Origin of the sequence: Cystobacter fuscus (assembly GCF_002305875.1) — a bacterium.
GTDB lineage: Bacteria > Myxococcota > Myxococcia > Myxococcales > Myxococcaceae > Cystobacter > Cystobacter fuscus_A.
This window is the reverse complement of record NZ_CP022098.1, coordinates 9,456,592-9,480,928: the sequence shown is the minus strand read 5'-3', so window position 1 is coordinate 9,480,928 and position 24,337 is coordinate 9,456,592. Positions and strand designations below refer to the sequence as shown.

Annotated in this window: 2 protein-coding genes (1 of these 2 cut by a window edge); both read left to right on the top strand. The window is 72.8% G+C overall.

Translation table 11 applies throughout. The annotated features are described in order from the left end of the window. A protein-coding gene (locus CYFUS_RS38315; RefSeq protein WP_095989706.1) for a hybrid non-ribosomal peptide synthetase/type I polyketide synthase crosses the window boundary here: on the top strand, positions 1–9,602 show its 3' portion. The gene continues 1,801 nt to the left of window position 1, outside the view; only the last 9,602 of its 11,403 coding nucleotides appear in the window; its start codon lies beyond the left edge, outside the window; its stop codon occupies positions 9,600–9,602. Then, a complete protein-coding gene (locus tag CYFUS_RS38310) occupies positions 9,599–24,337 on the top strand; it encodes a non-ribosomal peptide synthetase (RefSeq protein ID WP_095989705.1) in 14,739 nt (4,912 codons plus the stop codon). Before CYFUS_RS38315 ends, CYFUS_RS38310 begins: the two co-directional genes overlap by 4 nt.

The following is a 24,337-nucleotide window of genomic DNA, read 5'->3' as shown; positions in this document are numbered from 1 at the left end:
GCTACGCCGTGCCCGCGCTCTTCTCCGTGGAGTACGCGCTGGCCCACCTCTGGATGCACTGGGGCATCGAGCCCCATGCCCTGCTCGGACACAGCCTGGGCGAGTACGCCGTCGCGTGCTTCGCGGGTGTGTTGTCCCTGGAGGACGCGCTGAAGCTCGTGGTGGCGCGCGGCCGGTTGATGGCCTCCATGCCCCCGGGCGCGATGACCGCCGTGGCCTGCTCCGAGGAGGTGCTGCGTCCGCTCCTGGTGGGTGGGCTCTCGCTGGCCGCCCTCAATGGCGACTCGCGCTGGGTCGTGTCCGGCCCCGTCGAGGAGATCGAGGCCCTGGAGCGGGAGTTCGCGGGCCGGAAGGTGAGCACGATGCGCCTGCCCACGCGCCAGGCCTTCCACTCGGCCGCCGTGGAGCCGCTCATGGCTCCGCTCCAGGAGGTGCTCGCGGGACTGCGCCTGTCTCCGCCCCAGCGCCCCTATGTCTCCAGCCTCACCGGGACGTGGATCCGCGCCGAGGAGGCCACGGATCCCTCCTACTGGGCTCGGCAGATGCGCGAGCCCGTGCGCTTCGCCGAGGGCCTCGAGACCCTGCTGCGCGAGGGGTACTCCCTCTTCGTGGAAGTGGGGCCGGATCAGTCCCTCACCGGTCTCTCCCGCACGCGCCTGCGGGGACAGTCCGGTGCCCTCGCCGTGCCGTCGCTGCCTCGCGCGGGTGGCTCCGCGTCCGAGCAGGCCACACTCTTGGAGGCGCTCGGTGAGCTGTGGAGCGCTGGCCTCGAGGTGCGCTGGGACCGCTTCTACTCGCACGAGCGGCGCCTGCGGCTGTCCCTGCCCACCTATCCCTTCGAGCGGCAGCGTTTCGCCCTGGAGTCCCGCTGGCTGGAGCCCGAGGCGCCCACGCCCGCTCCGGCCCTTCCCGCGCCCGCTCCCGTCATTCCGGCCGCCGCTCCCGTCGCCGCGTCCGGGCAGGGTCCTCGCAACGACATCGAGCGTCAGGTGATGGAGATCTGGCGCGAGCGGCTGGGCATCGCGGACCTGGGTCTCCATGACAACTTCCTGGAGCTGGGCGGCAACTCGCTGATGGCCGCGCAGATGCTCACGCGCCTGCGCGAGACCTTCCCCGTGCAGCTCCCGCTGAGCGATCTCTTCGAGGCCCCCACGGTGGCGGGGGTCGCCTCGCGCATCGAGGCGCGCCTGAAGGAGCAGGGGCCCGGCGTGGGCCGCGTCCCGGTGCCGCCGCTCGTTCCCGTTCCTCGCGAGGGCGAGCTGCCGTTGTCCTTCGTCCAGGAGCGCGTGTGCGCCCTGGATCGCTTCGTGCCCGGCAACCCGGTGCTCAACATGCCCGTGGCCCTGCGGCTGACGGGTTCGCTCGACGTGGCCGTGCTGGAGCGGAGCCTCGCCGAGGTCATCCGCCGTCACGAGGCCCTGCGCACCACCTACGCCACCGTGGACGGACGCGCCGTGCTCCGCGTCCTCCCCTCGCTGTCGCTGCCCCTCTCCGTCACCGTGCTCGAAGGTTCGCCGGAGGCGCGCGAGGCCGAGGCGCTGCGGCTCGCCCGCGAGGAGGCGGCCCGGCCCTTCTCCCTGGAGAAAGGTCCCGTCATCCGCGCGGGTCTCGTGCGCATCGACACGGACGTCCACCTGCTGCTCGCCACCGTGCACCATGTCGTCTCGGACACCTTGTCCATGGTGGTGCTCGTGCGCGAGCTGGCGGCGCTCTACGGGGCCTTCGTCCAGGGCCAGCCCTCGCCGCTTCCGCCCCTGTCCGTGCAGTACCTGGACTACGCCGCCTGGCAGCGCCGGGCCCTGGCCTCGGGCGCCTTCGCCTCCCAGCACGCCTACTGGACCGAGCGCATGGCGCGGCCTCCCGCTCCGCTCGCGCTGCCCGTGGACCGTCCGCGGGACTCCGTCCGCCAGCTCCTCGGCACCCGCCGCGTGTTCGGCTTCTCCCGCCGCCTCACCAACGCCGTCCACGCGCTCGGCCAGCGCGAGGGCTTCACCGACTTCATGATCCTCCTGGCCGCCTTCAAGGCGCTGCTGGCCCGCTACGCGGGACACGAGGACATCGTCGTGGGCACGCCCATCGGCAACCGCACCCGGGGCGAGCTGGAGCCGCTCATCGGCTACGTGGCCCACGCCGTCCCCCTGCGCACGGACCTCTCGGGAGACCCCTCCTTCCTGGAGCTGCTGTCCCGCGTGCGCGACACCACGCTCGGCGCCTACGCGAACCCGGACATCCCCTACGAGCACCTCGTGCGCGAGCTGGAGCCCGCCAAGGATCCCGAGCGCGCCCGCCTGTTCGACGCGCTCTTCGTCCTCCACGCCGGCTTCCCCTCGAGCATGGAGCTGTCCGGCCTCCGGCTGAAGCTCGTGGACGTGCCGGACGTGCCCGCCCAGTTCGGCGCCACGCTCTCCCACCTCTCCATCTTCATGGGCGAGGGCGAGCACGGCTTCGAGGGCAGTCTCGAATACGCCGCCGAGCTGTTCGAGCCGCCCACCATCGACCGGCTGCTCGGCCACCTCGAGGCGCTCCTCGACGCCGCCGTGGCCGACCCGCACCAGCGGCTCTCCGCGCTGCCCCTGCTCACCGACGCCGAGCGCCCTCCGGCCGCCACTCCGCTCCCGGCTCCCGAGGTGACGCCCCTGCCGGCCCTGCTCGCGCAACAGGCTTCGCTCGCTCCCGAGGCGCTCGCCGTCCTCGCTGGTGTCCGGAGCTTCACCTGGCGCGAGCTGCGCGATCAGTCCCTGCGACTCTCCCGGCTGCTCGTCCAGCGGGGCGTGGGTCCGGGGCGGCTCGTCGCCGTGTGCCTGGAGCCCTCGGCCGAGCGGCTCGTGGCCCTCTGGTCCGTGATGGAGGCCGGTGGGGCCTGGGTCCTCCTGCCTCCCGCGCGGCTTCGCGAGCTGGCCTCGCTCTCTCCCGAAGGCGTGGAGCCCCCGCTGCTGCTCACGCACTCGCGGCTCCAGACGAGTCTGGTGCTCGACGCCTCCCGGGTGCTGCGCGTGGATGCGCTGTCCGAGGTGGACACCGCTTCGTTGGCGCCGCTCCCCCGGGCCACTCCGGACGCCGGGGCCATGGTGTGCCTCGAGCCCCTGGCCAGTGCCTCCGGGGCTCCGCTCCAGGGCATCCACACGCACCGCACCGTGGCGCACCTGCTCCACGCGCTCGATGAGGCGCAGGGCTCGGCGCCCGGGGGCGCGTGGCTCTGGTCCGAGGAGCCCGGTGTGCACGGAGGCGGCCTGGAGGTGCTCTGGGCCCTGAGCCGGGGCCTGCGGGTCGTCCTTCCTCCCGAGTCCCCTCACTCGCGGTTCGTGCCGGTGGGGCGGGGGGCTTCGTCCCGCCGCGCGCTGGACTTCAGCCTCTCGTACTTCGCCAACGACGAGGATGGGCTCGGCCGGCGCAAGTACCAGCTCCTGCTCGACGGTGCCCGCTTCGCCGACACGCATGGGTTCTCGGCCATCTGGACGCCCGAGCGCCACTTCCACGCCTTCGGTGGCCTCTACCCGAGCCCCGCCATCACCGGCGCGGGCATCGCCACCGTCACCGAGCGCATCGGCATCCGCGCCGGCAGCGTCGTCATCCCCCTGCACGACCCCATCCAGGTCGCGGAGGAGTGGGCGATGATCGACAACCTCTCCGGAGGCCGCGCGGGCGTGTCGTTCGCCTCGGGGTGGCATGCGAACGACTTCGTCTTCGCTCCCGATAACTACGCGCGCCGCAAGGAGATCATGCTGCGCGGCATCGAGGCGGTGCGCCACCTGTGGCGGGGCGGCTCGGTGCGCCGCCGCAACGGCGATGGCCAGGAGGTGGAGATCTCCATCCGGCCCCGTCCCGTGCAGGCCGAGCTGCCCTTCTGGCTGACGGCCGCGGGCAGCCCCGACACCTTCCGGCTCGCGGGGGAGATGGGCGCCCACGTGCTCACCAACCTGATGGGCCAGCAGCTCGACTCGCTCGCGGAGAAGGTGGCGCTCTACCGCGAGGCGTGGCGGCAGCACGGGCATGGTCCCGGCCGGGGCCACGTGAGCCTGATGATCCACACCTTCGTGGGCTCGGACGTGGCCGAGGTGCGCCGCACCGTGCGCGAGCCCCTGCTGCGCTACTTCCGCGGCTCGGTGGACATCTTCAGTGGCTTCGCCGCGAGCCAGGGGTTGAAGGTGGATCCGCGCGCGCTGACGCCCGGGGACATGGACGCGCTGTTGGAGCACGGGCTCGAGCGCTACCTGGAGGACGGCGGCCTGTTCGGCACGCCCGAGTCCTGCCTCCCGATGATCGAGCGGGTGCGGCGGCTGGACGTGGACGAGCTGGCCTGCCTCGTGGACTTCGGCGCGAGCACCGAGGCGACGCTGGGCAGCCTGCCGCACCTGGACGCCTTGCGGCGGCGCTCCCAGCCCGAGGACACCGGCCCGGCCACCGTCGTGCTGCACGAGAGCGGCGCGGAGATGGAGGCCCTGCTGGCGCTCGTGCGCGACGCGGGGGTCACCCACCTGCACTGCACGCCCGCGCTGGCCCGCGCGCTCGTCGCGATGCCCGGAGTGGCCGAGGCGCTCCGTCCGGTGCGCCGGCTCCTCGTCGACGGGGTGGCTCCCGAGCTGGCCGCCTCGCTCGCTCGCGCGGCCGGGGTGGAAGTGGTGCGCCGTGAGCACGCGTTCGGGCCCGGCACCTGGTTGCCCGTGCGTCCCGAGGCGAGTCCGGAGCCCTCCATCCTTCCGCCTCCTCCGGCGCATGTGCGGCTCCAGGTGCTCGACTCGCGAGGCCAGCCCGTTCCCGTGGGCGTGGCCGGAGCGCTGGCCGTGGGCGGGGGTTGGGTGCCCCAGGGCTTCTGGCTGGCCCCGGAGGCCACGCGCGATCGGCTCGTGCCCCATCCGTCCGAGGTGGGCGCGCGGTTGCTCACCACGGGGCAGCGCGCCCGCCTGCGCGCCGACGGCTCCGTGGAGCTGCTCGAGGCGAAGCCCTCCTCGGCGCCCCGTCCGGCTCCCGCCCGGTCTCCGGCTCCCGCCGCTCGCGGGGAGCAGGGTTCCCGTGCCGAGGGCCCTCCCCCCATCACCCGCGTGCCGAGGGAGCAGTCCCTGCCGCTCAGCTTCGCCCAGCAGCGGCTGTGGTACCTGGATCAGCTCGAGCCCGGGAACGTGGCCTACAACAACGCGTCCGCGATCCGTCTGAGCGGGAACCTGGACGTCTCCGCGCTGGAGCGAGCCATCGCCGAGGTGGTGCGCCGCCACGAGGCCCTGCGGACCACCTTCTCCCTGGAGGACTCCGGTCCCGTCCAGCACATCGCCCCCTCGCTGTCCGTGCCCCTGGAGCGCACGGTGCTGGAGGACTCCGGCGAGCGTGAAGCGGCGATCGCCCGGTGGGCCCGCGAGGAGGCCCGGCGTCCCTTCGAGCTGTCCGCGGGGCCGCTGTTGCGCACGGCGCTGCTGCGCGTGCACGACACGGAGCACGTGCTGCTCGTCACCCCGCACCACATCGTCTCCGATGGCTGGTCCGCGGGCGTGATGATGAAGGAGCTGGCCGTGTTGTATGCCTCCTTCGTCAAGGGTGCTCCGGCGCCGCTGCCCGAGCTGCCCGTGCAGTACGCGGACTACGCCGCGTGGCAGCACCAGTGGATGCGTGGCCCCGCCCTGGACGCGGGCGTGTCCTGGTGGAAGGAGACGCTGGCCGACGTGCCCATGCTGCGCCTGCCCACGGACCGTCCCCGGCCGGCGGTGCAGACGTACCGGGGCGCCCGGCACCACTTCAGCGTGCCCCGGAGCCTCGCCGACTCGCTGGGAGCGCTCGCCCGACGCGAGGGGGCCACGCCCTTCATGGTGCTCATGGCCGCCTTCCAGTTGCTCCTGTCGCGCTACAGCGGGCAGGAGGACTTCGCGGTGGGCACCGCCGTGGCGGGCCGCGACCGGCCCGAGCTGGAGCCCCTCGTCGGCTGCTTCATCAACTCGGTGGTCCTGCGCGCCGGGCTCTCTGGAGACCCGACGTTCCTGGAGCTGCTGGGCCGCGTGCGCACCACCTCCCTGGGCGCCTTCGCCCACCAGGACACGCCCTTCGAGAAGCTCGTGGACGCGCTGAACGTCACCCGAGACCTCGGCCACTCGCCGCTCTTCCAGACGATGCTGGTGCTGCACAACACGCCCATGCCCACGGTGAAGCTCGCGGGGCTCACCTTGAGTGGCATGGAGCTGGACATGGGCGCCTCCAAGATGGACCTCGTGCTGGAGATGCGCGAGGGCCCGGAGGGCCTGGGGGCCGGGCTCGAGTACAACACCGACCTCTTCGACGCGGCCACCATCGCCCGCATGGGCGAGCACTTCCTGCGCCTGCTGGAGGGCATCACCCAGAGGCCGGAGCAGCGGCTCTCCGCGCTGTCGCTCCTGTCCGACGCCGAGCGCCAGCGTCTGCTCACGGAGTGGAATCCGCCGCTCCCTCGCGCGGACGCCACCACCGTGTGGGCGCTGTTCGAGGAGCAGGCCGCCCGGACTCCCGACGCGCCCGCCCTGGCCGATGCCACCGTGGTGCTGTCGTACCGGGAGCTGTGCACGCGCGCCCACCGCATCGCCCACCTGCTGCGCCGCCAGGGCGTGGGCCCCGAGTCCGTCGTGGCGCTCGGGCTGGAGCGTCCCCTGGACGTGGTGTCCTCCATCCTGGGCACGCTCGCGGCGGGCGGCGCCTGGCTCCCGTTGGACCTCGCCCACCCGCCGGAGCGGATGCGGCTCGTGCTCGACGAGGCGGGGGCCCGAGTGGTGCTCACCCGCGCCGCCCTGAGTGGCCGGTTCGAGGGCAGGGAAGGTCGGGCGGTGGTCGCCCTGGAGGACGCGGCCTCCGAGCCGGCGACGCCTCCAGGCTCTCCCCCCGAGCCGCACCATGCCGCCTATGTCCTCTTCACCTCGGGCTCCACGGGTGTTCCCAAGGGCGTGGTGGTGGAGCACCGCCAGCTCGTGCACGCCACGCGCGCCCGGGCCCAGGTGTACGGCGCGCCGGGCATCTGCGTCTCGCTGTCGCCGTTCACCTTCGACGCCTCGCTCGCCGGACTGTTCTGGACGCTGCTGCACGGGGGCACGATGCGCTTCCCGGAAGCGGGGGTGATGGAGGATCCCCGGGCCCTGGCGGCGTCGCTCGCGCGGCACGGCGTCACGCACCTGGTGGGCTTCGTGCCCGCGCTCTACGCCCAGATTCTCGCGGCGGCTCCGGCGGGGGGACTCTCCTGCGTGCGCGCCGTCTGCCTGGGCGGCGAGGTGTTCCCGCGTGAGCTCGTGCGCGCCCACCACGAGGCCCTGCCAAACACGCCGCTCTACAACGAGTACGGTCCCACCGAGGCCACCATCTGGTGCACGCAGCACCGGGTGGATCCCTCCGATTCGGGGCCGGTGCCCATCGGTCGTCCCATTCCGGGCTCCCGGGTGTACGTGCTCGACGAGCGGCTCCAGCTCGCGCCCGTGGGCGTGCCGGGAGAGTTGTTCGTGGGTGGCCCCGGCGTGGCGCGCGGCTACCTGGGACGCCCGGGGCCGACCTCCGAGCGCTTCCTGGTCGATCCGTTCGAGCCGAGCCCCGGCGCGCGGCTGTACCGCACGGGAGATCGCGTGCGCTGGCGCGCGGACGGGGTGCTGGAGTTCCTCGGACGCCAGGACGGACAGGTGAAGGTGCGGGGCTTCCGCATCGAGACGGGAGAGGTGGAAGCGGCGCTCGCCTCCTACCCGGGGCTGCGCGAGGTGGCGGTGGTCGTGCGCGAGGACGGACGGGGCGTCCGGAGGCTCGTGGGCTACGTCGTGCCCCAGCGGCGCCCGGGCCCCGAGGCGGAGGCGCTGCGTGCCTTCCTGCGTGAGCGGCTCCCCGAGTACATGGTGCCGGCCACCTTCGTGGAGCTGGAGGCCCTGCCGCGCACGCGTCCGGGCAAGGTGGACACGCGGGCCCTCCCGGCTCCGGAGTTCCAGTCCGGCGGCCGGAGCACGGCGTACGTGGCGCCTCGCAACGAGCTGGAGGAGCGGCTCGCGGGCCTGTGGCGCGAGGTGCTCGGCGTGGAGCGCGTGGGGGTGGACGACAACTTCTTCGAGCTGGGTGGGGACTCCATCCTCAGCATCCAGATCGTCACCCGGGCGGCGAGGGCCGGCATCGAGCTGTCACCGCGCCAGCTCTTCCAGAATCCCACGGTGGCCCGGCTCGCGGCGGTGGCGAACACGCGGCTGGCGGTGCGGGCCGAGCAGGAGCCGGTGACGGGTCCGGTGGCGCTCTCGCCCATCCAGCGCTGGTTCTTCGACCAGGCGCCCGCCGAGCCCCACCACTGGAACATGTCGCTCTTCCTGGAGGTGCGCGGGGCCCTGGACGTGGAGGTGTTGGAGCGGGCGCTGACGCACGTGACGGAGCACCACGACGCGCTGCGCCTGCGCTTCGCGCGCGAGGCGGATGGTTGGCGGCAGGTGTGCGAGGCCCCGGGCATGCCGCCGCGGGTGGAGCAGGTGGACCTGTCGGGCGTTGCCGCGGAGCTCCAGGCGGCGGAGCTGGAGCGGCGGGCCACGCAGGTGCAGGGCTCGCTGCGGTTGGAGGAGGGGCCGCTGCTCCGGGCGGTGCTGTTCCACCTCGGGGCGGGGCGCTCCGGGCGCCTGTTGCTCGTGCTGCACCACCTGGTGGTGGACGGGGTCTCCTGGCGCATCCTCCTGGAGGATCTGCTCACGGCCTACTCGCGGCTCTCCGTGGGGGCCGCGCCGGAGCTGCCGCCGAAGACGACCTCCTTCCAGGCCTGGGCGCGGGGTCTCTCCGAGCATGCCCGCTCGGACGCCCTGGAGGCCGAGCGCTCCTGGTGGTTGGCGCGTCCCTGGTCGCGCGTCACGCGCCTGCCGGTGGACGGGTCGGGGGGCGACAACTCCGAGGGACTCGTGCGGAGCGTGAGCGGGAGCCTCACCGCCGAGGAGACGCGGGCGTTGCTGCAGGACGTGCCCCGCGCGTACCACACGCAGATCAACGACGTGCTCCTCACGGCGCTCGCCCAGGTGGTGGGGCGTTGGACGGGCAATCCGCTGGTGCTCGTGGACGTGGAGGGTCATGGCCGCGAGGAGCTGCTCGCCGGGCTGGACGTCTCGCGCACGGTGGGCTGGTTCACCACGTACTTCCCGGCGCTGTTGGACCTCCAGGAGGCGAAGGGTCCTGGTGAGGCCCTGCGGGCCGTGAAGGAGCAACTGCGCGCCGTGCCTTCCAAGGGCATGGGCTTCGCGCTGCTGCGCCACCTCGTGGAGCCCTCGCCGCTCGTCGCACTCCCCCGGGCGGAGCTGAGCTTCAACTACCTCGGACAGGTGGATGGAGCCCTGGCGGAGGGCGGACTGCTCGCGCTCGCGCCCGAGAGCGCGGGAGCACAGCGGGGCCCAGGCAATCGCAGGCCCCACCTGCTCGACGTGGTGGGCGCGGTGGTGGGGGGCCGGCTCCAGCTCACGTGGTCGTACGGGCAGGCCCCGCACCGCGAGGACACCGTCGCGCGGCTCGCGGCGGACTTCCTCACGCGGCTGCGCGAGCTGATCGCCCACTGCCAGTCCCCCGAGGCGGGCGGCCACACTCCCTCCGATTTCCCGCTGGCGAAGGTCAAGCAGAACCAACTCGACAAACTCTCCGCCCGTTTCGGCAAGAAGACCCGATGAGCGACAACCTCGAAGATCTCTACCCGCTCTCCCCGCTCCAGCAGGGCCTGCTCTTCCACGTCCTCCAGTCGCCGGGCACCGGCCTGTATCTCAACCAGCTCTCGTGTGAGCTGCGCGGCCCCCAGGAGATCTCCACCTTCCTCGAGGCCTGGCGGCAGGTGACGGAGGCGTACCCCATCCTGCGCACGGCCCTGGTCTGGGACGATGTCGACGAGCCCCTCCAGGTCGTGCTGCGCGAGGTGGAGTTGCCGCTCGTGCGGGAGGACTGGCGTGGCGTTCCGCCCTCGGAGCTGGAGGCGCGGCTGGCCACGTGGATGGAGGAGGACCGGCGCCGGGGGTTCGATCTCGGCACGCCGCCCCTGATGCGGCTTGCCCTGCTGCGCACGGGGGACACGACGTACCGCTTCGTCTTCAGCCACCACCACATCCTCCTGGACGGGTGGTCCGTTCCGCTCCTCATCCGTCAGGTCTTCGTCGTCTACGAGAGCCTGGCTCGGGGGCACTCGCCACGGGTGGAGCCGTCACGGCCGTACCGGGACTACATCGAGTGGATTCAATCGCGGGGCCTGGAGGAGTCCGAGCGGTTCTGGCGCCGCTCGCTCGCGGGCTTCTTCGAGCCCAATGAGCTGGGCAGGGGCTTCCCGGTGACGGGGGATGGCGCTCGGACTGGCCGCGCCACGCGCAAGCGCTACCTGTCCGCCGCGGCCACCGAGGCGTTGAGCGCGTTCGCGCGCCAGCACGGGCTCACGGTCAACACGGTGGTGCAGGGGGCCTGGGCGATCCTCGTCGGGCACTACTCGGGGCGGGAGGACGTCGTCTTCGGCACCACGGTGTCGGGCCGTCCGCCGGAGTTGCCCGGCGTGGAGCAGATGGTGGGCCTGTTCATCAACACGCTGCCGGTGCGCGTGCGGCTGACTCCGGACGAGCCGCTGGTGGCCTGGCTGGGTGCGCTCCAGGCGTGGCTGCTGGAGATGCGGCAGCACGAGCACTCGCCGCTGGTGAAGGTGCAGCGCTGGAGCGAGGTGCCCGCGGGCACGCCGCTCTTCGAGACCCTGCTGGTCTTCGAGAACTACCCGGTGGACGCCGCGCTCTCCACGCCGCTGCCCTCGCTGGAGGTGCGGGACGTGCGCTCGGTGGAGACGGACCACCATCCGCTGACGCTCGTCGCGGTGCCCGGGCGCGAGCTGCGGTTGGAGCTCTCCCATGAAGGGGCGCGCTTCGATGGGGCGTACGTGGAGCAGATGCTGGCGCGGCTGGGCCACCTGCTGGAGTCCATGGCGGCCCGGCCCGGTCAGCGGCTGCGCGAGCTGTCCCCGGTGAGCGGGGATGAGGCCCGGCGACTCCGGGAGTGGGGTACCCCGGGGGCGGAGGTCCCCCGGCCCGAGGCCCTGCACCGGCTCTTCGAGCAGCAGGTGGCCCGGACGCCGGACGTGGAGGCGCTGGTGTTCGGCTCCCAGCGGCTCACGTACGCGGAGCTGGAGGCACGGGCCAATCAGCTCGCGCACCACCTGCTCGGCCAGGGCGTGACGGCCGAGTCGCGGGTGGTGGTGTGCCTGGAGCGCTCGCCGGAACTCATCATCGCGATGCTCGGAGTGCTCAAGGCGGGCGGGGCGTACGTGCCCCTGGATCCCTCCTGGCCCGCGGCGCGGCTCCAGGCGATTCGGGAGGACAGTGGCGCCGTCCTGGTGCTCGCCCAGGAGCGCACGGCGGCCTGGCTCGAGGGGACGGGCGCCCGGAAGGTGCTGCTCGACGTGGAGCGCGAGACCCTGGCGCGCGAGCCCCGGAGCGCTCCCGAGGTGGCGGTGGATCCCGGGCAGCTCGCCTACATCATCTATACGTCGGGCTCGACGGGACGGCCCAAGGGCGTGCTGGTGGAGCACCGGGGCGTGCGCAACACCATCGCCTCCGCGGCACGCTGGTGGTCGGCCCAGCCCGGCAAGCGCTTCTTGCAGTTCGCCTCGGCGAGCTTCGATGCCTCCGCCTTCGACATCTTCAGCACCCTGCTGAGCGGCGCGACGTTGGTGATGGCTCCCCGCGAGTCGATCCTTCCCGGAGCGGGGCTGCTGCGGCTCTTGCGCGAGGAGCGGGTGACGGGCGCGATGCTCACGCCCTCGGTGCTGGAGGCCACGCCGGTGGAGGCCCTGCCCGAGCTGGAGTCGTTGCTGGTGGCGGGCGAGGCGTGCAGTCCGCGTCTTCCCGCGCGCTGGGGACCGGGCCGGCGCTTCGGCAATGTGTATGGGCCCACGGAAGTGAGCATCTGCTGCACCATCGCCGAGTGCTCGCCGGACGCGCCCGTGACGCCCCTGGGCCCGCCGCTCGCGGGGACGACGGCCTACGTGCTCGACGCGAGGCTGCGGCCGGTGGCGCCTGGCGTCCGGGGTGAGCTGTATGTCGGCGGCGCGGGCGTGACGCGGGGCTACCTCGGGCGCCCGGAGCTCACCGCCGAGCGCTACATCCCCGATCCCTTCAGTGGTGAAGCCGGGGCGCGGTTGTACCGGACGGGCGACGTGGTGCGGTGGATGCCGGACGGGCAGCTCGAGTTCCTGGGCCGCGCCGATCAGCAGGTGAAGCTGCGCGGGTTCCGCATCGAGCTGGGAGAGATCGAGACGGCGCTGCGGGCGCTGGAGTCGGTGGGAGAGGCCGTGGTGGTCCTCCGTCCGGGGCCCCAGGAGGGCTCACGGCTGGTGGGCTACGTGGTCGCTGCCGCGGGGAAGCCGGCGCCCTCGGGTCGCGACCTGCGTGAGCGGCTGCGCGAGCGGCTGCCGGAGTACATGGTTCCCTCGGACATCGTCGTGCTGGAGGCCCTGCCGCTCACGACGAGTGGCAAGGTGGATCGCCGGGCGCTGCCCGAGCCGGAGCGCACGCGGGACGTGGCGCTCGCCTATGAGCCGCCGCGCACGCCGGTGGAGCGGACGCTGGCGGAGGTCTGGGCGCAGGTGCTCGGGCACGAGCGCGTGGGCATCCACGACGAGTTCTTCGAGCTGGGTGGGGACTCCATCCTCGCCATCCAGATCATTTCGCGGGCGGCGCAGGCGGGCGTGCACGTCACGGCCCGGCAGCTCTTCGCGCACTCGACGGTGGCCCGGCTCGCGACGGTGGCGGGCTCGGCGCCCGTGGTGGTGGCCGAGCAGGGTCGGGTGACGGGCCCGGTGGTGCTCACGCCCATCCAGCGCTGGTTCCTGGAGCAGGAGTCGCTGGCCCCGCATCATTATAATCAGGCGCTGCTCTTCTCCCTGCGCGAGCCCATGGATGCGGGGTTGCTGGAGCAGGCTCTCCAGCACCTGCGCCTGCACCACGATGCGCTGCGCCTGCGCTTCACTCGGGACGGCGGAGGCTGGCGCCAGGAGAACGGAGGGCCCGAGGGCCGTCTGTCGCTGGAGCGCGTGGATCTCTCCGGACGGGAGCCCGGTGAGCGCCTCGCGGCCCTGGAGGCGCATGCGGCCCGGGTGCAGTCCTCGCTGAACCTGGAGGAGGGGACGCTCGCGCGCGCGGTGCTGTACGACCTGGGGGCGGGGGAGCCGGGACGGCTATTGCTCACCATCCACCACCTCGCGGTGGACGGCGTGTCGTGGCGGGTGTTGTTGACGGATCTGCTCACGGCGTGGAGTCAGTCGCGCGCGGGCGGACCGGTGAGCCTGCCGCCGAAGACGACGTCCTTCCAGCAGTGGGCGGAGCGGCTGGAGGCCTACGCCCAGACCGAGGCCGTCCAGGGGCAGGCGGCGTACTGGCTGGGCCTGCCCTGGGAGCGTGTCTCCCGGCTACCCGTGGACGTGCCGGGCGGAGAGGACACCGTGGGCACCTCGCGCGTGGTGCGAGTGGAGCTGGGCGCGGAGGAGACCCGCGCGCTGCTCCAGGAGGTGCCCCGGGCCTGGCGCGCGCGGGTGGAGGAGGTGCTGCTCACCGCGTTGGCGGAGACCTTCCGGGAGTGGACGGGCGCGCCCGCGCTGCTCGTGGACCTGGAGGGGCATGGCCGCGAGGACGTCCTCGAGGGCGTGGACGTGTCGCGCACCGTGGGGTGGTTCACCAGCCTGTACCCCGTGGTTCTGGAGGCGGGAGACGGACGGGTGCCCGAGTCGGGACTCAAGGCGGTGAAGGAAGCCCTGCGCCGCGTCCCCGAGCGTGGGCTGGGCTTTGGTCTGCTGCGCTACCTGTCTCGCGAGGGCGAGGTGGCCGCGCGGCTGGGAGCCCTCCCCCCGGCGGAGGTGGCCTTCAACTACCTGGGACAGTTGGACAACGTGCTGCCCCCCGAGTCTCCGCTCGCGCTGCTCTCCGACTTCGTGGGGCCCACGCAGGAGCCGCGGGCACGCCGCTCGCACCGGATCGTCGTCAACGCCATCATCTCGGGAGGCTGCCTCCAGGTGTCCTGGACGTATGGTGAGCGGGTCTTCCGGAGCGAGACGGTGGAGTCGCTGTCGCGGGGCTTCCTCGCGTCCGTGCGTGCGCTGCTCGGGCGGTGCGCGGCGGAGGATGGGGCGAGCGTGCTCACTCCGTCCGACTTCCCGCTGGCCCCGCTGGGACAGTCGGCGCTGGACGTCCTGGTGGCCCGGGTGGCCCGGGAGGGCGCGCGGGGTCGGCGCAACCTCGAGGAGCTGTACCCGCTTTCTCCGCTCCAGCAGGGCATGCTCTTCCACGTCCTCCAGGCGGCGGGCGGTGGGGTGTATTTCAACCAGCTCGCGACCGAGCTGCGCGGCACGCTGGAGCTCTCCGCGTTCACGAGGGCCTGGCGGCAGGTGGTGGAGGCGCATCCCATCCTGCGCACCGCCATCTTCTGGGAGGGCGTCGACGTTCCGCTCCAGGGGGTGTTCCGCGAGGTGGAGCTGCCGTTCGTCCAGGAGGACTGGCGCGGGGTGCCCGCCGCCGAGCAGGACGCCCGCTTCACGCGGTGGCTGGAAGCCGACCGGGAACGGGGCTTCTCGCTGTCCACGCCGCCGCTGGTCCGCCTGGCCTTGCTGCGCACGGGAGACGCGGCGTACCGCTTCGTCTTCAGCCACCACCACCTGCTGCTCGATGGGTGGTCGGTGCCCATCGTCGTCCGTCAGGTCTTCGCGCTCTATGACCAGCTCACCCGGGGGGTGGAACCTCGGGTGGAGCCGTCGCGGCCCTATCGGGACTACATCGCCTGGCTCCAGGGGCGAGGCCTGGAGGAGTCCGAGCGGTTCTGGCGCCACGCGCTCGAGGGGTTCTCCGAGCCCACGGAGCTGGGGCGCTCCCCGGGGCATCCGGCGGACGCGGGCCGGCGGTCGCGGCAGGTCCACCTGTCGGAGTCCGCCACCGAGGCGCTGAATGCGTTCGCGCGCCAGCACGGGCTCACGGTCAACACGGTGGTGCAGGGGGCCTGGGCGCTCCTGTTGGGTCACCACGCGGGCACGCGCGACGTCGTCTTCGGCACCACGGTGTCGGGCCGTCCGCCGGAGTTGCCCGGCGTGGAGCAGATGGTGGGCCTGTTCATCAACACGCTGCCGGTGCGTGTGCGCTTCTCTCCGGACGAGCCGCTCGTGGAGTGGTTGCGGCGCAACCAGACGTGGCTGATGGAGATGCGGCAGCACGAGCACTCGCCGCTGGTGAAGGTGCAGCGCTGGAGCGAGGTGCCCGCGGGCACGCCGCTCTTCGAGAGCCTGATGATCTTCGAGAACTACCCGGTGGACACGGCGTTGGCCACGTCGCTGCCCGCGTTGGAGGTTCGCGACACGCGCTCGTTGGAGGTGGATCATCATCCGCTGACGCTCATCTCGTCGCCGGGGCGCGAACTGCCGCTGCACCTGTCGTATGACGGCGCGCGTTTTGGCGGGGCGCATGTGGAGGGAATGCTGCGGCAACTGCGCCACCTGCTGGAGTCCATGGTGGCCCGGCCCGGATCTCGGCTGGGCGAGCTGTCCCTGGTGGACGACACCGCGCGGGGGCTGCTGCGGGAGTGGAGCGGGGCGGACGTCCGCGCGTACGCGCCGGAGTTGCTGCACGGGTCCTTCGAGCGGTGGGCCCGGACTGCACCGGAGGCGGAGGCGATCCGCTTCGCCGGGGAGCGGCTCACGTATGGCGAGCTGGACGCGAGAGCGAACCAGCTCGCGCACCACTTGAGGGGCCAGGGGGTGGGGGCGGAAGCGCGGGTGGTGGTGTGCCTGGAGCGCTCGCCGGAACTCATCATCGCGATGCTCGGGGTGCTCAAGGCGGGCGGGGCCTATGTGCCGTTGGATCCGTCCTGGCCGGCGGCGCGGCTGCGATCCATCCTCGAGGACAGTGGGGCCGTGCGGGTGCTCGCCCAGGAGCGCACGGCGGGGTGGCTGGAGGGGACGGGCGTGCGGAGGGTGCTGCTGGACACGGAGCGCGAGCGCCTCGCGCGCGAGCCGCGGACGACTCCGGCCGTGGCGCTGGAGCCGGGCCAACTGGCCTATGTCATCTACACCTCGGGCTCCACGGGCAAGCCCAAGGGCGTGCTGGTGGAGCACCAGAGCGCGAGCAACACGGTGAAGGGCACGCGCTGGGCGTGGGCGATCGGCCCGGACAAGCGGGTGCTCCAGTTCGCCTCGGCGAGCTTCGACGTGTCGGTGTTCGAGATCTACGGCGCGCTGAGCGACGGGGCGTGTCTGGTGATGGCGCCGCGCGAGGCGTTGATGCCGGGAGCGGACCTGCTGCGGGTGCTGCGCGAGGAGCGGGTGACGACGGCGGTGCTCACGCCCTCGGTGTTGGAGGTGACGCCCGTGGAGGCGTTGCCCGCCCTGGAGTCGATGATGGTGGCGGGCGAGGCGTGTGGACCCCGTCTGCCCGCGCGCTGGGGTGTGGGGAGGCGGTTCGTCAACGCGTACGGGCCGACGGAGGTCTCCATCTATGCGACGGCCGCCGAGTGCCCGCCGGGCTCGCCCGTGGTGCCCATTGGACGGCCGCTCGCGGGAGCGACGGCGTACGTGCTCGACGCGGAGCTGAAGCCCGTGGCCCCGGGGGTGCGCGGGGAGCTGTACATCGGTGGCGCGGGCGTGACGCGGGGTTATCTCGGACGCCCGGAGTTGACGGCCGAGCGCTTCATTCCGGATCCCTTCGGCGCGGCCCCGGGCGCGCGCCTGTACCGCACGGGCGACGTGGTGCGGTGGCTGCCGGATGGCCAGCTGGAGTTCTTCGGCCGCTCCGATGATCAGGTGAAGCTGCGTGGCTTCCGCATCGAGCTGGGGGAGGTGGCGGCGGCGCTGAGGGAGCAGCCGCGCGTGCGTGACGCGGTGGCGCTGGTGCGCCAGTACGGACCGGGAGATCAACGGCTGGTGGCCTACGTGGTGCCCGAGGCGGGAGGGCCAGCGCCTTCTGTGCGCGAGTGGCGCGAGCGGCTGCGCGAGCGGTTGCCGGAGTACATGATTCCCGGGGCCTTCGTGGTCCTGGATGCGCTGCCCTATACGACGAGCGGCAAGCTGGATCGCCGGGCGTTGCCCGCGCCGGAGCGAGTCCGGGACACGGCCGCGACACCGAGCGTCGCCCCGCGCACGCCCGTGGAGCAGTCCCTGGCCGAGGTGTGGGCCCGGGTGCTCGGCCACGAGCGCGTGGGCATCCACGATGACTTCTTCGAGCTGGGAGGCGACTCCATCCTCGCCATCCAGATCATCTCGCGGGCGGCGCAGGCGGGCGTGCACGTCACGGCCCGGCAGCTCTTCTCCCATCCGACGGTGGCCCGGCTCGCGGCGGTGGCGGGCTCGACGCCCGGAGTGGTGGCCGAGCAGGGCCGGGTGACGGGCCCGGTGGTGCTCACGCCCATCCAGCACTGGTTCCTCGAGCAGGAGTCGCCGGAGCCGCATCATTATAATCAGGCGCTGCTCTTCTCCCTGGGTGAGCCCCTGGACGCGGGGCTGCTGGAGCGGGCCCTCCAGCACCTGTACCTGCACCATGACGCGCTGCGGATGCGCTTCACGCGGGATGGCGGGGGCTGGCGCCAGGAGAACGCGGGCGGTGAGGGCCGGTTCCCGTTGGAGCGGGTGGACCTGTCCGGAGTCGCGCCGGGTGAGCGCCGTGCGGCCCTGGAGGCCCATGCCACGCGGGCGCAGGTGTCGTTGGACCTGGCGGGCGGGAGCGTCGCGCGCGCGGTGCTGTTCGACCTGGGGGCGGGAGAGCCGGGGCGGTTGCTGCTCGTCATCCACCACCTCGTGGTGGACGGTGTGTCGTGGCGGGTGTTGCTGACGGACCTGCTCACCGCGTGGCACCAGTTGCGCGAGGGACGTGCCGTCCAACTGCCTCCGAAGACGACGTCCTTCCGGGAGTGGGCGGAACGGTTGGAGGCCTGGGCGGGCACTCCCGCCGCGCACGAGGAGACCGGCTACTGGCTGGGCCTTCCGTGGGAGCGCGTCGCGCGCCTGCCGGTGGATCTGCCGGGAGGCGATGACACGGTGGCGTCCTCGCGCCAGGTGGGCATGGAGCTCGACGCCGAGGAGACGCGGGCGTTGCTCCACGAGGTGCCGCGTGCCTGGAGGACACGGGTGGAGGAGGTGTTGCTCACCGCGCTGGCGGAGAGCTTCCGGCGGTGGACGGGCTCGCCCGTGCTGCTCGTGGACCTGGAGGGACACGGCCGCGAGGACATGCTCGAGGGCGTGGACGTGTCGCGCACCGTGGGGTGGTTCACCAGCCTCTTCCCGGTCGTGCTGGAGACGGCGGACGGAGCGCCTCCGGAGGCGGGGCTCGTGAGCGTCAAGGAGACACTGCGGCGGCTGCCCCGGCGCGGCGTGGGCTTCGGCGTGTTGCGCTACCTGTCCCGCGAGCCCGGGCTGCGGGCCCTTCCCGACGCCGAGGTCTCCTTCAACTACCTGGGCCAGCTCGACCACGTGCTGCCCGAGGGCGCGCCGGTCTCGATGGCCTCCGAGCCGGTGGGGCCCACCTGGGCGGGCGGCACCCGGCGCCGCCACCTGATCGACGTGAGTGCCATCGTGTCCGAGGGCCGTCTCCAGCTCTCCTGGACGTACAGCGAGACCGTGCACCAGCGTGGCACCATCGAGGCGCTCGCCCGGGACTTCCTGCGCGCGCTGCGGACGCTGATCGCCCGGTGCACGAGGGAGGACGCGGGGGGCTTCACGCCGTCCGACTTCCCGCTCGCGGCGCTCGGGCACCGGGAGCTGGACTCCCTGGTGGAGCGGGTGACGCGGGGCGAGGCCCGGCTGCGGCGGAACATCGAGGACGTGTACGCGCTCTCTCCGCTCCAGCAGGGACTGCTCTTCCACGTGCTGCGTGACACGAGCGCGGGCGTCTACCTCAACCAGATGTCCTGGGCGGTGCACGGGGAACTGGACGTGACGGCCGTGGCCGGGGCCTGGCGGGAGACGGTGGCGCGGCATGCCCAGCTGCGCACCGCCTTCTTCTGGGATGGGCTGGAGACTCCGGTGCAGGTGGTGCTGCGCGACGTCCGGTTTCCCCTCCACTCGGAGGACTGGAGGGAGGTGCCCGCCTCGGAGCAGGGGGCCCGGCTCGCGGCGTGGGTGGAAGCGGATCGGCGGCGGGGCTTCGAGCTGGAGCGGGCGCCGTTGATGAGGCTCGCCCTGCTGCGCACCGGGGAGCGGGTGTGGCACTTCGTGTGGAGCTACTCGCACCTGTTGTTGGATGGCTGGTCGGTGCCGCGGGTGATGGGCGAGGTGTTCGGCCGCTACGGCGCGCTGAGCCGGGGCGAGGTGCTCTCCCTGCCCGAGCCGCGTCCCTACCGGGACTTCATCGACTGGCTGAGGCGCAGGGACCTGGAGGCGGCGGAGGCGTTCTGGCGCCGGTCGCTCGCGGGCTTCACCTCGCCCACGCGGGTGGGAGCGGATCGCGGCGCTCCGCCGGAGGGAGGCCCGGTGCGCCGGGAGTGGCATGCGCGGCTGAGCCCCGAGACCACCGAGGCGTTTCGGACGTTCTCGCGCCGCCAGCAGGTGACGCTGGGCACGTGCATCCAGGGGGCCTGGGCGCTGCTGCTGCGCCACCACGCGGGCGAGGACGACGTGGTCTTCGGCTGCACGATGTCGGGCCGTCCCGCGTCCTTGCCGGGCGTGGAGGAGATGGTGGGGTTGTTCATCAACACCCTGCCGGTGCGCGTGCGGGTGCCGCGAGGCAAGGCCGTGGGGGAGTGGCTGCGAGAACTCCAGGCGTGGCTCGTGGAGATGAGGCAGTACGACTACACGCCACTGGTGGATGTCCAGCGCTGGAGGGAGGTGCCGCAGGGCACGCCGCTCTTCGAGACGCTGGCCGTCGTGGAGAACTACCCGATGGACGCCGCCCTTGGCGCGGGGGGGGCGCTGGAGATCCGCGACGTGAGGGGGCACGAGCTGGACACCTTCCCGCTGACGCTCATCGCGGAGACGAACGAGGAGGTGAGGCTGCGCCTCTTTCATGACGAGCGACGCATCGACGGGGCGGACGCGGAGCGGATGCTGGGGCACCTGCTGACGCTGCTCACCCGCATGGTGGAGGATGCCGGGCGCCCGGTGGTGGAACTGTCTCCGCTGGACGAGGCGGAGCGCGGCCGGGTGCTGCGGGAGTGGAACGCGACGGCGGTGGCGCGCGAGGGGGGCGAGGGGCTCGCGGCGTTGTTCGAGGCGCGGGTGAGGCACGCACCGGAGGCACTGGCGGTGGTGATGGGGGCCGAGCGGCTCACCTATGGCGAGCTGGACTCACGGGCCAACCAGGTGGCGCACCGGTTGCGCCGGATGGGGGTGGGCCCGGACGTGTGCGTGGGCCTGTGCGTGGAGCGCTCGCTGGAGCTGGTGGTGGGGCTCTGGGGAATCCTCAAGGCGGGCGGGGCGTACGTGCCGTTGGACCCGGCGTATCCACCCGAGCGGCTGCGCTACATGGTGGCGGACTCGGGGGCGGGCGTGGTGGTGACGGCGGGCGAGGTGGCCCAGGGGCTCGTGGGGCCGGGGGTCCGGCTGCTGCGGTTGGACGCGGAGGCCGAGGCCCCGGGGGCCTGGCCGGAGACTCCCGTCGTGGGAGGCGCGGGGCCGGAGCACCTCGCCTACGCCATCTACACCTCGGGCAGCACGGGCCAGCCGCGGGCGGTGATGGTGCGCCAGGGCGCGGTGGTCAACCTCATCGAGGCGCTGCACCGCGAGGTGTACGCATCGCTGGAGCCGGCGCGGCGCGTGAGCGTCAACGGCTCGGTGTCCTTCGACACGTCGGTGAAGCAGCTCTTCCAGGTGTTGAAGGGCCACGTGCTGGACCTGACGCCGGAGGAGGTGCGCTTCGACGGCGAGGCGCTGCGCGAGTACCTGGAGCGGCAGCGGGTGGATGTCTTCGATTGCACGCCCTCCCAGCTCCTGTTGCTGGTGGAGACGGGCTGGCTGGAGGAGACCCCGCGCGCCCTCACGCTGTTGATTGGCGGTGAGGCCATCTCCGAGGTGCTGTGGCGGCGGCTGGGCGCGGCGCGGCGGGTGCGTGCCTTCAACGTCTACGGACCCACCGAGTGCACGGTGGACGCGACGGTGTGCCTCATCGGGGGAGCGCACGAGCGCCCGGTGCTGGGACGGCCCATCGACAACGTGCGGCTGTACATCCTGGATGGGCACGGACGGCCGGTGGGCGTGGGCGTGGCGGGAGAGCTGTACATCGGGGGGGCGGGCCTGGCGCGCGGCTATCTCGGCCGTCCGGACGTGACGGCGGAGCGCTTCGTGCCGGATGGCTTCGGGAGCGAACCCGGAGCCCGGCTGTACCGGACGGGAGACCGGGCCCGGTGGCGGGTGGATGGGACGGTGGAGTTCCTCGGGCGCGTGGACTTCCAGGTGAAGCTGCGCGGCTACCGCATCGAGCTGGGCGAGGTGGAAGCGGTGCTGAGGGAGCAGCCGGACGTGCGGGACGCGGTCGCCGTCGTGCGCGAGTACGGGCCGGGAGATCAGCGGCTGGTGGCCTACGTGGTGGCGGGGGCCGGGGTGGAGGGTGCCGCGCTCCGTTCCGTCCTCGCGGCGCGGCTGCCCGAGGCCTGGGTGCCCGCGGCCGTCATGAGCCTGCCTTCCTTCCCGCTCACGCCGAGTGGCAAGGTGGATCGCCAGGCGCTGCCGTTGCCCGGAGGGGTCTCGCGGAGCGAGGGCTTCGTCCCGCCGAGGACGGACACCGAGCGGCGGCTCGCGGAGCTGTGGGCCGCGACGCTGGGCGTGGAGCGCGTGGGGGCGACGGACTCCTTCTTCGCGCTGGGCGGACACTCGCTGCTGGCCACGCGGCTCGTGTCCCGTATCCGGAGCGCGTTCGCGGTGGAGTTGCCGTTGCGCGCCGTCTTCGATTCGCCCACGTTGGAGGCATTGGCCCGGCGGGTGGAGGCGGCTCCCCGGAGGGCGGTGCGGTTGTTGGCACCACCGCCCCTGGTTCGGCGTCCCGAGGGGGAGGTGCCGCTGAGCTTCGCGCAGCAGCGGCTGTGGTTCCTGGATCGGCTCCAGCCCGGGAGCGCGACCTACAACATCCCGTACGCGGTGCGGCTGATGGGCGCGCTGGATGTCCCGGCATTGGAGCGGGGGCTGGCGGCGATCCTCCAGCGGCACGAGGTGCTGCGCACGACGTTCGGTGAGGTGGAAGGACGGCCGGTGGCGCGCGTGGATGCGCTGGGAGCGGTGTCCCTCGGGCGGGTGGAACTCTCGGGGCTGCCGAGGGAGACGCGCGAGGAGCGGGTGCACCAACTGGCGGAGCGCGAGGCCCGCGAGTCGTTCTCGCTGGCGCACGGGCCGCTCTTGAGGACGACGCTGTTGCGCCTGGCGCCGGAGGAGCACGTGTTGCTGATGACGATGCACCACATCGTCACGGATGGCTGGTCCATGGGCGTCTTCGTGCGCGAGCTGGCGGCGCTGTATGGGGCCGCGTCGCGAGGGGAGCCGAGCCCGCTGGCGGAGCTGCCGGTGCAGTACGCGGACTACGCTCGTTGGCAGCGCGAGTGGCTCCGGGGCGAGGTGCTGGAGACGCAGTTGGCGTACTGGCGCGAGCACCTGGCGGGCAGCCCTCCGGTGCTGAACCTGCCGCTGGACAGGCCTCGGCCCGCGGAGCCGGCGTTTCGCGGGGGAGCGCATGCGTTCGTCGTGCCGGAGGCGGTGGTGGAGCCGCTCCGGGAGTTGGGGAGACGCGAGGGGTGCAGCCTGTTCATGGTGCTGCTGGGAGGCTTCCAGGTGTTGCTCGGCCGGTGGAGCGGGCAGGAGGACATCGTGGTGGGCTCGCCGGTGGCGGGGCGCACGCGGGCGGAGGTGGAGGGGCTGATTGGCTTCTTCGTGAACACGCTGGTGTTGAGGACGCGGGTGGGTGGGGCGCCGACGTTCCGGGAGGTGCTGGGGCGGGTGAGGGAGGTGGCGTTGGGGGCGTATGCGCACCAGGACGTGCCCTTCGAGAAGCTGGTGGAGGAACTGCGGCCCGTGCGGGACATGCGGTACACGCCGCTCTTCCAGGTGATGTTCTCGTTGCAGAACCAGCCTCGCGAGCGGCTGGAGCTGCCGGGGCTCACGCTCACGGCGCTCGAGGCGGTGGCGGGGGGAGCGAAGTTCGATCTCTCCCTGTTCTTCGAGGAGGAGGCGGAGGGAGGGCTGCGTGGGGTGTTCGACTACGACGCGAGCCTGTTCGAGGAAGGCACGGTAGCGAGGTGGGCCTCGGAGCTGGTGGCGCTGCTCGGGGCGGTGGCGAGACAGCCGGAGGTCTCCCTTCTCCGGCTGTTGGGAGAGAGGCCCGTGCCCACGCGGACTCCGGAGCAGCCGCTCGCCGAGCCACTGCGCGCTTCGCCGGGGTACGTACGGCCCGAGGAGCCGGTGGCGCTCGAGCTGGCGGGGCTCTGGCGCGAGCTGCTCCAGGTCGAGCGGGTGGGGCTGCACGACAACTTCTTCGAGCTGGGAGGGCATTCGCTGCTGGCGACGCAGCTCGTGGCGCGGGTGAAGCAGCGCCTGGGGGTGGAGCTTCCGCTGCGGGTGCTCTTCGAGGCGCCGGACCTGGGCGCGCTGGCCGAGCGCATCCAGTCCCGCGAGGGAGTGCCCGGGGCGGACGAGGGCAACCGGGTGACGCTCCAGGCGGAGGGGACGGGGACGCCCTTCTTCTGGGTGCACCCGGTGGGAGGCAACGTGCTGTGCTACGCGGAGCTGGCGAGGCGGCTGGGGACCGGGCGTCCCTTCCATGCGCTGCGGGCCACGGGGTTGGACGGGCGCGAGGCGCCGCTCACGCGGGTGGAGGACATGGCGCGGCGGTACGTGGAGCAGGTGCGCGCCGTGCAGGCGGAGGGCCCCTATCTGCTCGGAGGCTGGTCCTTGGGGGGGACGGTGGCGTTCGAGATGGCGAGGGAGCTGCGGCGCCAGGGGCAGGAGGTGGAGTTGCTGGTGCTGCTCGACAGCTTCGCGCCCTCGGAGTCGCCCGGGCCCGAGGGAAATGAGGCCCTGCTGTTCGCCGGTTTCGCGGCGGATCTGGCGCGGAGCGCGGGCCAGGAGTCACGGCTCACGCCCGAGTCCTTCGAGAACCTGTCGACGGAGGAGCGGCTGCGCGCCTTGTGGAGCCATGCGGTGGAGGCGCGGTGGCTGCCCGTGGGGACGCGGCTGGAGGAGGTGCGGGCGGTGGTGGAGGTGGTCCGGGCGAACCTCCAGGCGGTGTCGCGTTACACGCCCGAGCCCTCCGCGGGGCGGGTGGTGTTGCTCCGGGCGAGGGATGCCCGGCGAGGCGCGGAGCGAGACCCCACCCATGGCTGGGGGGGCCTCGTGCCGTCCGGGCTCACGGTCGAGGACGTGCCGGGAGACCACCACGGCGTGCTCCGGCCGCCGCACGTGGAGCACCTGGCGGAGCGCCTCGGGCGGCTGCTCCGGTAG